General features: G+C 75.7%; 5 protein-coding genes and 1 pseudogene. All 6 read left to right on the top strand.

Annotated elements, in window-relative coordinates; all coding sequences use genetic code 11:
• Nucleotides 1-16: 16 nt before the first annotated feature.
• The 6 genes and pseudogenes from QC283_RS12880 (at nt 17) to QC283_RS12905 (ending at nt 16644) form a co-directional block, all read left to right on the top strand.
• A complete protein-coding gene (locus QC283_RS12880) occupies nt 17-4684 on the top strand; it encodes a type I polyketide synthase (RefSeq protein ID WP_279561606.1) in 4668 nt (1555 codons plus the stop codon).
• Between the two features lie 37 nt (nt 4685-4721).
• Nucleotides 4722-10223, top strand: a pseudogene (locus tag QC283_RS12885) (type I polyketide synthase); the annotation flags it as partial.
• A 10-nt stretch (nt 10224-10233) separates the two neighbouring features.
• Nucleotides 10234-11616, top strand: a complete 1383-nt coding sequence (locus QC283_RS12890) for a cytochrome P450 family protein (protein WP_279561608.1) — start codon at nt 10234-10236, stop codon at nt 11614-11616.
• On the top strand, nt 11604-12914 hold the full coding sequence (locus tag QC283_RS12895; RefSeq protein WP_279561609.1) for an activator-dependent family glycosyltransferase: 1311 nt from the start codon (nt 11604-11606) through the stop codon (nt 12912-12914). The genes QC283_RS12890 and QC283_RS12895 overlap by 13 nt, the downstream gene beginning before the upstream one ends.
• Nucleotides 12911-13654, top strand: a complete 744-nt coding sequence (locus tag QC283_RS12900) for a class I SAM-dependent methyltransferase (RefSeq protein WP_279561610.1) — start codon at nt 12911-12913, stop codon at nt 13652-13654. Before QC283_RS12895 ends, QC283_RS12900 begins: the two co-directional genes overlap by 4 nt.
• A 449-nt stretch (nt 13655-14103) precedes the next feature.
• Complete coding sequence (locus QC283_RS12905) at nt 14104-16644, top strand: glycoside hydrolase family 3 protein (RefSeq protein WP_279561611.1); 2541 nt, start codon at nt 14104-14106, stop codon at nt 16642-16644.
• Nucleotides 16645-16686 lie beyond the last annotated feature (42 nt).

Below are 16686 nucleotides of genomic sequence, written 5' to 3' on the forward strand. Positions count from 1 at the left end.
GGGTGACCAGACAGACATGGCGAACGAAGACAAGCTCCGCGACTACCTGAAGCGGGCCACCACCGAACTGCACCGCACCAGCGAACGCCTCCGGGAACTCGAGGCCCGGGCCCACGAGCCCGTCGCGATCGTCGGCATGGCCTGCCGCCTCCCCGGCGGCGCCACCTCACCGGAGGCCCTGTGGGAGCTGGTGTCCACCGGCACCGACGCGGTCTCCCCGCTGCCCGGCGACCGCGGCTGGGACACCACGGGCCTGTACGACCCGGACCCGGACGCGGCCGGCCGCACCTACTGCCGCGAAGGCGGGTTCCTGCCGGACGCGGGCGCCTTCGACCCGGCGTTCTTCGGCATCTCGCCCCGCGAGGCCCTCGCCATGGACCCCCAGCAGCGACTGCTCCTGGAGACCTCGTGGGAGGCCCTGGAACGTGCCGGCGTCGACCCGCGCTCCCTGCGCGGCTCCCGCACCGGCGTGTTCGTCGGAGCCTGGGACGGCGGCTACACCTCCGCCGTCCACGAGCCCTCGGCCGAACTGGAGGGCGACCTGCTCACCGGAGGCGTCGTCAGCTTCACCTCCGGCCGCATCTCCTACACCCTGGGCCTGGAGGGCCCGTCCGTGACCGTGGACACGGCCTGCTCCTCCTCCCTGGTCGCCCTGCACCAGGCCGTCCGCGCGCTGCGCGCCGGGGAGTGCGACCTCGCGCTCACCGGCGGTGTCACCGTCATGTCCACCCCCGCCGTGTTCGTCCAGTTCTCCCGGCAGCGCGGCCTGGCGGCCGACGGCCGGTGCAAGGCGTTCGCCGACGCGGCCGACGGCTTCGGCCCGGGGGAGGGCGTCGGCATGCTGCTCGTGGAGCGGCTGTCCGACGCGGTGCGCCGGGGCCACCGCGTCCTGGCGGTCCTGCGGGGCTCCGCCGTCAACCAGGACGGTGCCAGCAACGGCCTGACCGCTCCCAGCGGCGCCGCCCAGCAGCGGGTGATCCGCCAGGCCCTCACCGACGCCGGGCTCACCGCCGCCGACGTGGACGCGGTGGAGGCGCACGGCACGGGCACCCGGCTCGGCGACCCGATCGAGGCACACGCCCTCATGGACACCTACGGCCGCGCCCGCACCGGCGAACGCCCGCTGTGGCTGGGCTCGCTGAAGTCCAACATCGGCCACACCCAGGCCGCCGCGGGCGTCGCGGGCATCATCAAGACGGTGATGGCGCTGCGCGCCGGCGTCCTGCCGAAGACCCTGCACGTCGACGCGCCGTCCACGGAGATCAACTGGTCCGAAGGCGGCGTGGAGCTGCTGACGGAGACCCGTGACTGGCCCGCGGCGGACCGTCCGCGCCGGGCGGGGGTGTCGTCGTTCGGGGTGAGCGGGACGAACGCGCACGTGATCCTGGAACAGGCCCCCGCCGTCGAGCCCGTCGAGCCCGTCGACGGGCCGGAGGTGCGGGGGCCGCTGCCCGTGGTGCCGCTGGTGGTGAGTGCCAGGTCGCGGGCCGCCCTGAAGGAACAGTCCGAACGCGTGGGGCGCCTGCTGGAGCCCGCCGGCGAACCGCGCCCGCTCGACGTGGCCTTCAGCCTGGCCACCGGACGCGCGGCACTGGAGCACCGCTCGGTGACGCTGGATCAGGTCGTCGTGGAGGGGGTGGCGACGCAGTCGCCCGGCCGGACGGTGCTGGTGTTCCCGGGGCAGGGGACGCAGTGGGCGGGGATGGGGGCCCGGCTGCTCGAAGAGTCCTCGGTGTTCGCGACTCGCATGGGGGAGTGCGCGGCGGCGTTGGCGCCGTTCGTGGACTTCGATCCCATCGAGGTGCTGCGCTCCGGTGCGGCGTTGGAGCGGGTGGAGGTGATCCAGCCCGTCACCTGGGCGGTCATGGTGTCCCTCGCCGAGCTGTGGCGTTCTCTGGGTGTCGAGCCCGACGCCGTGGTGGGGCATTCGCAGGGTGAGATCGCGGCGGCTGCGGTCAGTGGTGCGCTGTCCCTGGAGGACGCGGCGCGTGTGGTCGCGTTGCGGGCCCAGGTGATCGGCCGCGAGCTCGCCGGTCTCGGGGGTATGGCGTCGGTGTCGCTGCCGCGCACGGAGGTCGAGACCCGCCTGTCCGGTTGGGAAGGCCGCCTCGATGTCGCTGCGGTCAATGGTGTGTCCAGTACGGTCGTCGCGGGTGACGCCGACGCGGTCGTGGAGTTCGTCGCCGCCTGCCGGGCGGAGAAGGTGCGGGCCCGTCAGGTGCCGGTGGACTACGCCTCGCACTCGGCGCATGTGGAGCGCATCGAGGCCGAACTCCTCGACGTCCTCTCCCCGATCACCCCGCGTGCGTCCAAGGTCCCCTTCTACTCGACGGTCGACGCGGTCCTGGCGGACACCACGACCCTGGACGCGGGCTACTGGTACCGCAATCTGCGGCACACCGTCCGCTTCGAGGAGACGGTGCGGCTGCTGACCTCCAAGGGTTTCGGGACGTTCGTCGAATCCAGTGCCCACCCGGTGCTGACGATGGGCGTGCAGGAGACCGCCGACGTGACCGCCGTCGGTTCGCTGCGGCGGGACGAGGGCACGCTGGCCCGTTTCCTGACCTCGGCCGCCGAGCTGTTCGTGCACGGCACGTCCGTCGACTGGGCCGCTCTCTTCGAGGGGACCGGTGCCCGGCGCGTCGACCTGCCCACCTACCCCTTCCAGCACCAGCACTACTGGCTCGAAACCGGCACCCGCTCCCACGCCGTCGAACCCACCGGCACCGACGCCTGGCGTTACCGGGTGACATGGCAAGGGCTGGGCGGTGACGCGGCCGGTTCGCTCGGTGGGCGTTGGCTGGTGGTGGCGCCGCAGGGCGTCGCGAGCCGTCTGGTCGGTGAGGCCGAGGCGGTGCTGAGCGGCGCCGGCGCGGAGGTGACGCGGCTGGTGGTCGATCCGGTGGCCGACGGGCGGGACGAGCTGGCCGCGCGGCTGGCGGCCCACGGAGACCTCACCGGCATCCTGTCCGTCCTCGGCATCGACGAGCGGACGCACCCGCGCGACCCCGGACTGCCGCTCGCCGTGGTCGGGACGACCACGCTCGCCCAGGCCGCCGCCGACTGCGGCACCGGAGCCCGGCTGTGGGCCCTCACCCAGAGCGCCGTCGCCGTCTCGCCCACCGAACAGCCGACCTCCGCGGGCGCCCAGGTCTGGGGGCTCGGTCGGGGCGTGGCGCTGGAGCACCCCCGGCTGTGGGGCGGCCTGGTGGACCTGCCCGCCGCTCCCGACCCGCGCGCCTGGCAGCGCGTCGTCGCCGCGCTGACCGGCCGTGACGACGAGGACCAGATCGCCGTACGGGCCTCCGGGACGTACGGCCGCCGACTCGTCCCGGACGGCACCGCGCCCGCCCGCCGCGAGTACACCCCGCGCGGCACGGTACTGGTCACCGGCGGCACCGGCGCCCTCGGCGGCCACGTGGCCCGCTGGCTGGCCGGCGCCGGCGCCGAACACCTGATCCTCACCGGCCGGCGCGGCCCGGACGCCCCCGGAGCCGGGGAACTCGCCGCCGAACTGCGCACGCTGGGCGCCGAGGTGACCGTCGCCGCCTGCGACGTGGCCGACCGGGACGCGCTCGCCGCACTGCTGGCCGAGCACCCGCCCACCGCCGTCTTCCACACCGCCGGCGTCCCGCACTCGGAGGCGTTCCTCGACACCGGACTCGACTCGCTGGCCGACGTGTACGCGGGGAAGGTGACGGGCGCGCTGCATCTGGACGAGCTGACCCGGTCGCTGGAGCTGGACGCGTTCGTGCTGTACGCGTCGGGGGCCGGTGTGTGGGGCAGCGGAGGACAGAGCGCCTACGGGGCGGCGAACGCCGCGCTGGACGCGCTCGCCGAGCGGCGTCACGCCGAAGGACTGTCCGCCACGTCCGTCGCCTGGGGACTGTGGGGCGGCGGCGGCATGGGCGACGGCGCCGGCGAGGAGTTCCTCGGCAGCCGCGGCCTGCGCACCATGGACCCGGCGGCCGCCGTCCGGGCACTGGGCGACGCCCTGGACCGCGACGACGTCTGCGTCGCACTCGCCGACCTGGACTGGCCCCTGTTCGCACGGGCGTACTGCGCCCTGCGGCCGAGCCCTCTCATCGGCGCCCTGCCCGGCGTGCGCGAGGCGCTGGGACGGGAGGACGACGCCGACCGGGAGCAGGCCGGCCTCGACTGGGCCGCGCGGCTGGCCGACGTGGACCCCGCCGAACGGTACGAGATGGTGCTGGCGCAGGTCTGCGGCGGCGTCGCGGCCGTACTCGGCCACACCGGGCCCGAGGAGGTGGACCCCGACCAGGCGTTCAGCGCCCTCGGGTTCAGCTCGCTGACCGCGAGCGAGTTCGCCGCGCGGCTCGGCCGGGCCGCCGGACGCAAACTGCCCCCGACCCTGGTCTTCGACCACCCGACGGCGTCCGCCCTCGCCGAGTACCTCGTCGGACTGCTCGCGCCGGACGAGGAGCCGGCGTACGGGGAGCCGGCGTACGGGACGGACCCGGAGGAGGCCGGCATCCGGGCCGCGCTCGCCACGGTCCCGCTGCCGGTACTGCGCGAGGCGGGACTGCTCGACACGCTGCTCGCACTGGCGTCGCCCGAGCGTTTCTCAGGCGTCACCCGATTCACTGAGCCGGACGGCGGTGCCGACATCGACGCGCTGGACGACGAGGCACTCATCGAACTGGCGCTGCGCGACGCCGCCTGAGCCGCCGCACGCCCGCCGAGAGAGGTGACCCTCACCGATGGCCATGTCCTCCGAGAAGCTGATGGAGGCGCTGCGGACCTCACTGAAGGAGACGGAGCGGCTCCGCCGGCGCAACCGGGAACTGACCGAGGCAGCGCACGAGCCGGTCGCCGTGGTCGGCATGGCCTGCCGGTACCCGGGAGGTGTGGACTCACCGGAGGCCCTGTGGCGGCTGGTCGACTCCGGGACGGACGCCGTCGGACCGTTCCCGCAGGACCGCGGCTGGGACCTGGCCGCCCTGTACGACCCCGACCCCGAGTCGGAGGGCACCACGTACTGCGCCGAAGGCGGATTCCTCACCGGCGCGGCCGACTTCGACGCCGCGTTCTTCGGCATCTCGCCGCGCGAGGCGGTCGTCATGGACCCCCAGCAGCGGCAGCTCCTGGAGACCACCTGGGAGGCACTGGAACGCACCGGCCTGGACCCGCGCACCCTGCGCGGCTCCGGCACCGGCGTGTACGTGGGCGCCGCGCACGGCGAGTACGCCACCGACCCCGGCCGGGTCCCGGCCGGCTCGGAGGGCTACCTGCTCACCGGCAGCGCGGACGCCGTACTGTCCGGGCGCATCAGCTACGTCCTCGGGCTCGAGGGCCCGGCGATGACCGTCGAGACCGCCTGCTCGTCCTCCCTCGTCGCCGTCCACCTGGCCGTCGCCGCCCTCCGGCGCGGCGAGTGCGGTCTGGCGCTGGCGGGCGGGGTGGCGGTCATGCCGGACGCGGCGGCCTTCGTGGAGTTCTCCCGGCAGAAGGGCCTGGCCGCCGACGGCCGGTGCAAGGCCTTCTCGGCGGACGCGGACGGCACCGGGTGGGCCGAGGGCGTCGGCGTCCTCGTGCTGGAGAGGCTCTCCGACGCGGTACGCGCCGGACGCACCGTCCACGCCGTCATCCGGGGCACCGCCGTCAACCAGGACGGCGCCAGCAACGGGCTGACCGCCCCCAACGGCCCCTCCCAGCAGCGGGTGATCCGCCGGGCGCTGGCCGACGCCGGCCTGGAACCGCACGACGTCGACGCCGTCGAGGCGCACGGCACGGGCACCCGGCTCGGCGACCCCATCGAAGCCCAGGCGCTGCTGGACGTCTACGGGCCCGGCCGGCCGGGCGAACGCCCGCTGTGGCTCGGCTCGCTCAAGTCCAACCTCGGCCACGCACAGGCGGCGGCCGGCGTCGGAGGCATCATCAAGACGGTCGAGGCACTGCGCCACGGCCTGCTGCCGAAGACCCTGCACGCCGGCACGCCCACCCCGCACGTGGACTGGTCCGCCGGCCGCGTGCGCCTCCTGACCGAGCCCGTGCCCTGGCCGGCCACCGCGGACCGGCCACGCCGCGCCGGTGTCTCCGCCTTCGGCGTCGGCGGCACCAACGCCCACGTCGTCCTGGAGGAACCGCCCGCCGCGCCGTCGGCCCCGCGCATACCCACGGGCACCACCGCCACCCCGCCTCCTTCCGGGCCCGGCCTCGTCCCCTGGTTCGTGTCCGGACGGTCCGCCAAGGCCCTGCGGGCGCAGGCGGCCGGACTGCGCGAGCACCTCGCCGCCGCACCCGGCACCGACCCGCGCGACCTCGGACACGCCCTCGCCGCCACCCGGTCCGCCTTCGAGCACCGTGCCGTGATCCTCGGCGACACCGCCGACCGGCTGACCGCGGGCCTGGACGCGCTCGCCGCGGGCGAGGAGCACCCCGCCCTCGTCCGGGGCGTGTTCCGACGCGACGCGAAGACCGCGTTCCTCTTCACCGGGCAGGGCAGCCAGCGGCTGCGCATGGGCCGCCGACTGCACGCCGCGCACCCCGTGTTCGCCGAGGCCTTCGACGCCGTCGCCGCCCTCCTCGACCCCCATCTGGACCGGCCGCTGACCGCCCTCCTCGACGACGAGGACGCCCTGCACCGCACCCAGAACACCCAGGCCGCCCTCTTCGCCCTGGAGACCGCCCTCTTCCGCCTCCTGGAGGACTGGGGGATGCGGCCCGACGTCGTCCTCGGCCACTCCGTGGGCGGCATCGCCGCCGCCCACGCGGCGGGCGTCCTGGACCTCGAAGACGCCTGCGCCCTGGTCGCCGCCCGGGGCCGGCTGATGCAGGACCTCCCCCCGGGCGGCGCGATGCTCTCCGTACGCGCGCCCGAGGACGAGGTCCGCGCCCTGCTCGGCTCCGACCCCCTCGTGGACGTGGCCGCCGTCAACGGGCCCCGCTCCGTGGTCGTCTCCGGCGCCACCGCCTCCGTCGAACGGATCGGCGCCGCGCTGCGCGCCCTCGGCCACCGGACCAGGCCGCTGACCGTCAGCCACGCCTTCCACTCCCCGCTGATGGACCCGGTACTGGAGGAGTTCCGTGCGCTGGCGGACCGGCTGGCCTACCGGGCACCCCGCATCCCCGTCGTCTCCGACGTCACCGGCCGCCGCGCCACCGGCGACGACCTGCGCACCGGCGCCTACTGGGCCCGGCACGTGCGCGGCACGGTCCGCTTCGCCGACGCCGTCCGCACCGCCCGGGACCTCGGCGCCGCCACCTTCGTGGAACTGGGCCCGGACGCCGTGCTGTGCGGCGCCGCCGAGGAGACCCTCGCCGACGGCGCGGATCCCGGCACCACGGTGCCCCTGCTGCGCCGGGACCGTGACGAGACCACCACGCTGCTGCGGGGCGTCGCCACCGCCCACACCCGCGGCGCCCCACTCGACCGGGCCCGCCTCTTCCCGGGCCACCCCGCCCCCGCCGTTCCGCTGCCGGTGTACGCCTGGCAGCACCGCCGGTACTGGATCGAACCCACGCCACGGACCACGGACCGGGCCACCGGGCCCCGCCGCTACCGGGTCACCTGGCGGCCCGTGCCGGCCGGCCGGACCGGGCCGGACGGGACCTGGCTGCTGGTCGAGCCCCGGGCCGGGTCCGCCGCCGGGGACGCGGCGTCGCGGGCCCTGACCGCGCGCGGTGCCACCGTTCACCGCCTCGCCGCCGACCCCGCCACCGCGGACCGGCACTCGCTCGCCGCCGCCGTACGCGACGCCCACACCGGCCTGGCGGCCGGCTCCCCGCGCGGAGTGCTGTCCCTGCTGGGCCTGGACGAACCGGCGCCGGCACCCGCGACGCCCGATACGGCCTCGGCGATGTCCGCCGCGGCCCCGGCGGCGTCCGGTGCGGCCCTGGGGGCGTCCGGTGCGGCCTCGGCGACCGAACCGGTGCCCGCCGTCGTACGGGCCACTCTGTCCCTCGCCCAGGCCCTGGCGGACAGTGCCGTACCCGCCCGCCTGTGGTGCGTCACCCGGGGCGCCGTGGCCGTCGCGCCCGGCGAGCTGCCCGGTGTCGCGGGCGCCGCCCTGTGGGGCCTCGGCCGCACCGCCGCCCTCGAACTGCCCGCCCTGTGGGGCGGCCTGGCCGATCTTCCCCCGGTGCCCGGCGCCACCGACTGGGACCGGCTCGCCACCGTCCTGGCCGGCGACGAGGACCAGGTCGCCGTACGCGCCGACGGCGTCCACGGCCGCCGGCTCACCCCCGCGCCACAGCCCGGCGCGGCCCCGTACCGGGCACGCGGCACCGTACTGATCACCGGCGGCACCGGAGCGCTCGGCGGCCGGCTGGCCCGCCGCCTCGCCCGCGAGGGGGCCGGCCACCTGGTACTGGTGGGCCGCCGCGGCCGTAGCACCCCCGGAGCCGACGCCCTCGAGGCCGAACTCCTCGCGCTGGGCGCCAAGGTGACCTTCGCCGCCTGCGACGTCGCCGACCGGGACGCGCTCGCCGAGGTGCTCGCCGCCGTCCCCGCCGACACCCCGCTGAGCGCCGTGTTCCACGCGGCGGGCGTCCCGCAGCTCGCCCCGCTCACCGAGACCGGACCGGACCTCGTCCGCGACGTGTACGCGGGGAAGGTGACGGGTGCGCTGCATCTGGACGAGCTGACCCGGTCGTCGGAACTGGACGCGTTCGTGCTGTACGCGTCGGGGGCGGGCGTGTGGGGCAGCGCGGGGCAGAGCGCCTACGGGGCGGCGAACGCCGCGCTGGACGCGCTCGCCGAGCGGCGTCGCGCCGAAGGACTGTCCGCCACGTCCGTCGCCTGGGGACTGTGGGGCGGCGGCGGCATGGGCGACCTCGGCGACGGCGCGGGCACCGCCCACCTGCGGCGCCGCGGAGTCCGTCCCATGGACCCCGACGACGCGCTCACCGAGCTGTTCCGCGCCGTCGGCGCGGGCGAGGCGACCGTCACCGTCACGGACACCGACTGGTCCCGGTTCGCCGCCGGATTCACCGGCTTCCGCTCCAGCCCCCTCATCGGGGAGCTGACCGGCGGCCCCGGCCCGGACACGTCGAACGGCGACGACCCGGACCGTGACGACCCGGACCGGGCGGCTCCGGAGACCGCCCCTCGCGACCTGGGCCGCGAACTGGCCGCACTCGACCCGGACGCCCGCACCGCCGCCGTGCGCACCCTGGTGTGCGCCGAGGCCGCCGCCGTGCTCGGCCTCGACGGCGCCGACGACGTCGCCACCGACACACCGTTCACCCACAGCGGCTTCGACTCCCTCGCCGTCACCCGCCTCAGGCGCCGGCTGGCCGGCGCCACCGGCACCGACCTGCCGCCGGAGACCTTCCTGGAGCACGACACCCCCGACGCGCTCACCGCCCATCTGCTGGACCTGCTCGGGCGCGAGAAGCCGGACGCCCCGCACGCCACCGGTACCGGCACCGACGGCACCCTGGTCGCCCTGTACCGCGCGGCCCTCGACGAGGGCCGGGTGGGCGATGCCGTGGACGCCCTGTCGGCCGTGGCCGCGCTGCGCCCGGTGTTCACCACCGCCAGTCGGCGGCCGACGCGCCCCGTCCGGCTCGCGAAAGGCCATGAGGACGGCCCGCTGCTGATCGCGCTGGCCGGCACGGCCGCCGTCTCCGGTCCGGCCGAGTTCGCCGCCCTGGCCGCCGCGCTGGACGGCCGGCGCACCGTACTGGCCCTGCCGCAACCGGGGTTCCGGGCCGGTGAGCCGCTGCCGGACTCCTTGACGGCACTGTGCGCCGCGCACGCCGACGCTCTCGCCGAGCACACCGGGGGCCGGCCCTACGTCCTGATCGGCCACTCCGCCGGCGCCAACCTGGCCCACGCCCTCACCGGACACCTCGAGAGCGAGGGCCGCGCCGGGCCGGCCGGGCTGGTCCTCGCCGACATCTACACGCCCGCCGACCCCGGGGCGATGGGCGTCTGGCGGGACGTCATGCTGCGCTGGGCCACCGACCGCGCGGTCGTGCCGCTCGACGACACCCGGCTCACGGCCATGGGCGCCTATCACCGGCTGCTCCAGGACTGGAGGCCGCGACCCACCCGCGCCCCCGTGCTGCACCTCCGGGCCGGCCTGCCGATGGCCCCCTGGACCGACCCGGACCGGGACTGGCGCTCGGTGTGGCACGACGCCCACACCACCGCCGACGTCCCCGGCAACCACTTCACGATGATGACCGAGCACGCCCCGGACACCGCCCGCGCGATCGACGCCTGGACCGGAGCGCTGCCCGGCGGCGACAGATGAGGAGCCGCACATGACCGCCGAGCCACTGTCCGCCGAGCCGCTGTCCGCGGAGCGGATCTCCACCGAGCCGCTGTCCGCCGGATCGGCGCCCACCGAACCGCCGCTCGCCGAGCCGGCCCCCGCCGAACCGTCCCTCGCCGAGCCGGCCCCCGCCGAACCGTCCCTCGCCGAGCCGCCGTCCCCGCGATCACCGTCCACCGAGCGGGACGGCGCCGCCCTGGCCGAGGCACACGTCGCGCGCCGTAACCAGCTCACCCGCGCCGCCCAGTGGTTCGCGGGCATCGAGGACGACCCGTACGGACTGCTCCTGCGCGCCGGACCGGACGACCCGGCCCGCCACGAGGAACGCGTCCGCGAGCGGGGCCCGCTGTACCACAGCGCGCCGCTGGACACCTGGGTCACCGCCCACCGCGCCGTCGCCGAACAGGTCCTCACCGACCCGGCCTTCGACGGCACCGGCCCCGACGGCACCCCGGTCGGGCAGGAGGAGCTGCCCTGCCGCAGTGACCTGCTCGCCCTCGACCGCGCAACGGCGGCCCGCCTCGCCCCGCTGACCGCGTTCGGCGGCCCGCTGCTGTGGGCGCAGGAGGCGAACTGCGTCGCGCAGCGCACCGCCACCTACGCCCGGCGGCTCCTGGAGAGCTGCGGCGAGCGCTTCGACCTCGCCGAGGACTTCGCCCGCCGGCTGCCCGGCCCCGTCCTCGCCGAGCAGCTCAGCCTGCCCGACGCCGCACACGAGGAGTTCGCCCGCGTCCTGCCCGACTGCCGGCACGCCCTCGACGGCCTGGTCTGCCCCCAGCCGTACGCCACCGCCCGCGCGACGCGCGCCGCCGAGGCCGCCCTCGCCGAACTGCTCGCCCGGCACCTGTCCGACGCCGGCGAGGAGGCGGTCCGGGCCGCCGGCGTCCTGGCCGTGAGCGCCGCCGAGACCACCGCCGTGCTCATCGTCGAGGCCGTACGGCGCCTGCGCGCCCTGCCCGGCGCGTGGGAGCGCCTCGCCGCCGACCCGGCGCTCGCCGAGGAGGCCGTCCGGGAGACCCTGCGGACGGCCCCGCCGGTCCGTCTGGAGACCCGGGTCACCCGCAGGGAAACCACTCTCGCCGGGACCGTCCTGCCCGCCGGCGGCCGGGTCGTCGTCCTCCTCGCCGCCGCCGGCCGCGACCCCGCCGCACCGGCCGGCGCCGCCCCCCTCGGCCTCGCCCCGGACCTGCACTTCGCCCTGTCCGCGCCCCTGATCACGGCGATGGCCACCGCCGCGCTGCGCACCCTGGCCGAGACCCTGCCGCGCCTGCGGGAGGCCGGCGAGCCGGTGACCCGGCCGCGTTCGCCCGTCCTGCTCGCCCCCGCCCGTTTCCCGGTCGCCAAGAGGGAGTCGACGCCATGCGCGTCCTGATCACGTGCTTCGCGCACAACACCCACTACCACCCCCTGGTGCCCCTGGCCTGGGCACTGCGCGCGGCCGGCCACGAGGTCCGGGTGGCCAGCCAGCCCGCCCTCACCGAGGTCGTCAACGGCTCCGGCCTGACCGCCCAGCCCGTCGGCGACCTGGACTCCATCACCGAGCTGATGACGCGGATAGCCGGTGACCCCACCCCGTACCAGCGGGGACTGGACTTCGCCGAGACCCGCCACCTGCCGTTCGGCTGGGAGCACGCCCTCGGCCAGCAGACCATGATGACCGCGATGTCGTTCGCGCCGCTCAACGGCGACACCACCATCGACGACCTGGTGGACGTGGCCCGCTCCTGGCGCCCCGACCTGATCATCTGGGAGCCCTTCACCTACGCCGGGGCCATCGCCGCGCACGTGACGGGCACCCCGCACGCCCGGGTGCTGTGGGGCCCGGACGTCATCCTCAACTCCCGTGCGCAGTTCCTGGACCTGATGACACGCCAGCCGGCCGAGCGGCGCGAGGACCCGATGGCGGAGTGGCTGACCTGGACGCTGGAGCGCCACGGCATCACCCCCGACGCCGAGGCCGTCGAGAGGATCGTGACCGCCGACTGGACCATCGACCCGGCCCCCGCGAGCCTGCGCCTGCCGGCCGTCGGCGACGTCCTGCCCATGCGCTACGTCCCCTACAACGGCCCCTCCGTCGTCCCGGACTGGCTGCGGACACCGCCCTCCCGCCCCCGGGTCTGCCTCACCCTCGGAGTCTCCGCCCGGGAGACCTTCGGCCGCGACGCCGTCCCCTTCGAGAACCTGCTGCACGCCCTCGGGGACGTCGACGCCGAGATCGTCGCGACCCTCGACGCCGCCCAGCTCGCCGACCGCGACGCGCTGCCCGGCAACATCCGCGTGGTCGACTTCGTCCCCCTGGACGCCCTGCTGCCCAGCTGCTCGGCGATCGTCCACCACGGCGGCGCCGGCACCCACTCCACCGCCACCCTGCACGGCGTACCGCAGATCATCGTCGGCGCCCTGTGGGACGCCCCGCTCAAGGCCCTGCTGCACGCCGAGGCCGGCGCGGGCATCGACCTGCCGCCGGACAAGCTGGACACCGACACGCTGCGTGCCGCGATCGTCCGGGCCGTAGAGGACCCGGCGCTGGCCGCCGGAGCGCGCCGGCTGCGCGCGCAGGCCCTCGCCGACCCCACTCCGGCCGCGGTCGTGACCCGGCTGGAACAGCTCACGGCCGCCCGCCCGGGCCGCCCCCGCTCCACATCCCGACGCCGAGGAGAGCCCCAGTGACCACCACCGACGCCCGTCCCACGGACGGCTACACGGGCGCCATCGCCCGGGTCTACGACCTGGTGCACCAGGGCAAGGGCAAGGACTACGCCGGGGAGGCCGCCGACCTGGCCGAACTGGTCACCGCCCGGGTCCCCGGCGCCCGCAGCCTCCTGGACGTGGCCTGCGGGACCGGCCTGCACCTGTCCCATCTCGCCGACCGCTTCGAGCGCGTCGAAGGGCTGGAGCTGTCCCCGGACATGCTGGCCGCCGCCCGGCACCGCAACCCCGGCACCACCGTCCACCACGGCGACATGCGCGACTTCGCCCTGGACACCACGTACTCGGCCGTCACCTGCATGTTCAGCTCGATCGGCCACATGAGCGACCAGAGCGAACTGGACGCCGCCCTGGCCACCTTCGCCGCCCACACCGCACCCGGCGGCGTCGTCGTGGTCGAACCCTGGTGGTTCCCCGACACGTTCACCCCCGGCTACGTCGGCGCCGCCGTGGTGGAGGCCGAGGGGAAGACGATCTCCCGGGTCTCCCACTCCAGACTGGAGGACGACGCCACCCGCATCGACGTGCACTACCTCGTCGCCGAACCCGGAGAGGACATAGAGCACCTGTCGGAGAGCCACCGCATCACCCTCTTCCCGCGCTCCGCCTACGAACTCGCCTTCGAACGCGCCGGACTCGACACCGAGTTCCTTCCCGGCGGCCCCTCCGGCCGCGGCCTGTTCGTCGGCGTCCGCACCTGACGGCACGCCCAGCGCGGACCTGACGGCACGCCCAGCGCGGACCCGGCGAGACGCACCGCGGACCCAGCGCGGACCCAGCGCGGACCCAGCGCGGACCCAGCGCGGACCCAGCGCGGACCCGCCGGAGATCCACCGGAGAACCGCTCGAAGTCCGCTGGAGAGCCGCTGCCGTGCCGGCGTCCCGGAGCGGACGCCGTGCGGTGCCGCCCCGCGGGCCCACGCCCCGGGCGGCGCACGGCATCCGCTGCTCCGGCCACCCTCCCGCCCCCGGCCCCCGCACCCTCGCGGCGGACGCACCGGCCCTCCCGGACGACTTGGGTCAATTGCCCGCTCGGAAAAGGACGGTTACGTTCCTCGCGGGAAGAGCGGGCCGAGTCGGGGAGGGCGACATGTCACCTCATCAGACACAACCGGCCCACCCGGGCCGACCGACAACCTACGGAGACCTCATGCTCTTCCGCCGCGGGTCAAAGGAGTCCAGACCCGGCCTCCGCCCCCGCCCCCGTACCGGCGGCCACGGCCGGCTCGCCCCGGCCCGGCCGGCCCGGCTGCTGGCCGTCGCGGTCGCGCTCGGGTGCGCCGGTGGCCTGCTCAGCCCGGCGACGGCGGCCCCCGCCCCCTCCACCGCGCAGGAGGGGAGCGCCCATGTCCGGTCCCTGGTCGACCGGATGACCCTGGACGAGAAGCTGTCGTTCGTGCACTGGACCGCCGGGCCCGAGGACGGGCCGCTCGCCCGCGGAGTGGGTTACCTGCCCGGCGTCCCCCGCCTCGGCATACCCTCGCTCCAGGTCTCCGACGGCCCGACGGGGATACGCCTCAACGGCACCCGCGCCACCACGCTGCCCACCCCGACCGCGCTCGCCGCCACCTTCGACGACGGCCTCGCGCGGGAGTACGGCGAGGTACTGGGCCACGAGGGCCGCGCCCTCGGCCAGGACGTGGTGCTCGCTCCCATGGTCAACATCATCCGGGTGCCGCACGGCGGGCGGAACTTCGAGACGTTCAGCGAGGATCCGCTGGTCACCTCCCGCACCGCCGCCGCAGAGATCGAGGGCATCCAGAGCCAGGGCCTGATGGCCACGGTCAAGCACTTCGCCGGCAACAACCAGGAGACCGACCGCTTCACCGTCGACGCGGCCATCGACGAGCAGACCCTCCACGAGGTCGAACTCCCCGCCTTCCAGGCCGCCGTCGACGCCGGCGCCGCGGCCGTCATGTGCTCCTACAACAAGGTCAACGGCGCCCACTCCTGCGGCAACGACCACCTTCTGCGGTCGGTGCTGCGCGACCAGTGGGACTTCAAGGGCTGGGTCATGTCCGACTGGCTGGCCACCCACGCCACCACCGACCTCACCAAGGGACTCGACCAGGAACTCGGCCTGGAGATGGGCAAGCCCACCGACCCCGTCCCCGACTCCAAGTACTTCGGAGCCGCCCTGAAGGCCGCCGTCCAGGACGGCACCGTCCCCGAGACCGCCCTCGACACCGCGGTCACCCGCATCGTCGGCCGGATGGAACGCTTCGGGCTGCTCGCCACCACCGCCCCGGCCCGCCCCGTGCGCGACACCGCCGCCGGACGCGCCACCGCCCGCGAGATCGCCGAGAACGGCGCCGTCCTGCTGCGCAACACCACCACCGGCGACCGCCCCGCCCTGCCGCTGACCGGCACGGCCGGCACCGACCTCGCCGTCATCGGCGACAGCGCCAAGCGCCCCAAGGTCTCCGGCCTGGGCAGCGCCCACGTCGTCCCGGACGCCGCCGCGGCACCCGTCGACGTGCTGCGCGAGCGCGCGGGCGCGAACGCGACCGTCACCTACGAGCCGGGCATCGACCGGCTGGGCGGCCCCCTGTCCGCCGACAGCCTCAGCCCCGCCTTCACCAACGGCAAGCAGCTCGACGCGGGCGGCGACCGCCAGTTCTACCAGGGCACCCTGACCGTGCCCGCCGACGGCGACTACCGCATCGGCATGCGCGTCGACGGCGGCATGGCGACCCTCCAGATCGACGGCCAGGCCCCGGTCTACGCCGCCGACTCCTTCAGCGACACCACGAGCGTCCCGATGAAGCTCACCCGCGGCACCCACCAGGTCACCATGAGCGGCTGGGCATGGCCGGACCGCCCGCTGGAGGTGGACCTGACCTGGGTCACGCCCCAGCAGGCCGCCGCCGACTTCGACCGCGCCGTGGCCGCGGCGGCCGCCGCCGAGACCGCCGTCGTCTTCGCCCAGGACGAGGGCTCCGAGGGCTACGACCGGCCCTCGCTGTCCCTGCCCGACGGCCAGGACCGGCTGATCGCGGCGGTCGCCGAGGCCAACCCGAACACCGTCGTGGTCCTCAACACCGGCTCCTCGGTGCTCATGCCGTGGCTCGACGACACCGCCGCCGTGCTCCAGATGTGGTACCCCGGCCAGGAAGGCGCCCAGGCCACCGCCGCCCTGCTGTACGGCGACGCCAACCCCGGCGGGAAGCTCACCCAGACCTTCCCCGCCGCCGAGGACGCGCACCCCATGGCCGGACACCCCGAGCGCTTCCCCGGCGTCAACGGCGAGCAGGAGTACAGCGAAGGCGTGCACGTGGGCCACCGCTGGTACGACCAGCAGGGCGTACAGCCGCTCTTCGCGTTCGGCCACGGCCTGTCGTACACCTCGTTCGCCTACAGGAACCTGGCCGTCGAGCGCACCGCCACCGGCGCCGCGGTGCGGGTCACCGTGCGCAACACCGGTGACCGCACCGGCAAGGAGGTCGTCCAGGTCTACCTCGGCGCGAGCGCGGAGACCGACGTACCGCAGCCGGTCAGGAAGCTCGCCGGGTACACCAAGGTGACCCTCGCGCCGGGACAGGAGAAACGCGTCACCGTCCCGGTCGGCGCCCGCGCCCTCCAGTACTGGGACACCGCCCGCGACGCCTGGCAGCCGGCCCCCGGCGCCCGCGCGGTCCAGGTCGGCTCCTCCTCGGCCGACATACGACTCACCGGACGCCTCGCACCCTGAGCCCGCCACCGGACCCGCGGGCCACCAGCCCCACCCGACCCC

Source organism: Streptomyces sp. DH41, from assembly GCF_029813785.1.
Lineage (GTDB): Bacteria > Actinomycetota > Actinomycetes > Streptomycetales > Streptomycetaceae > Streptomyces.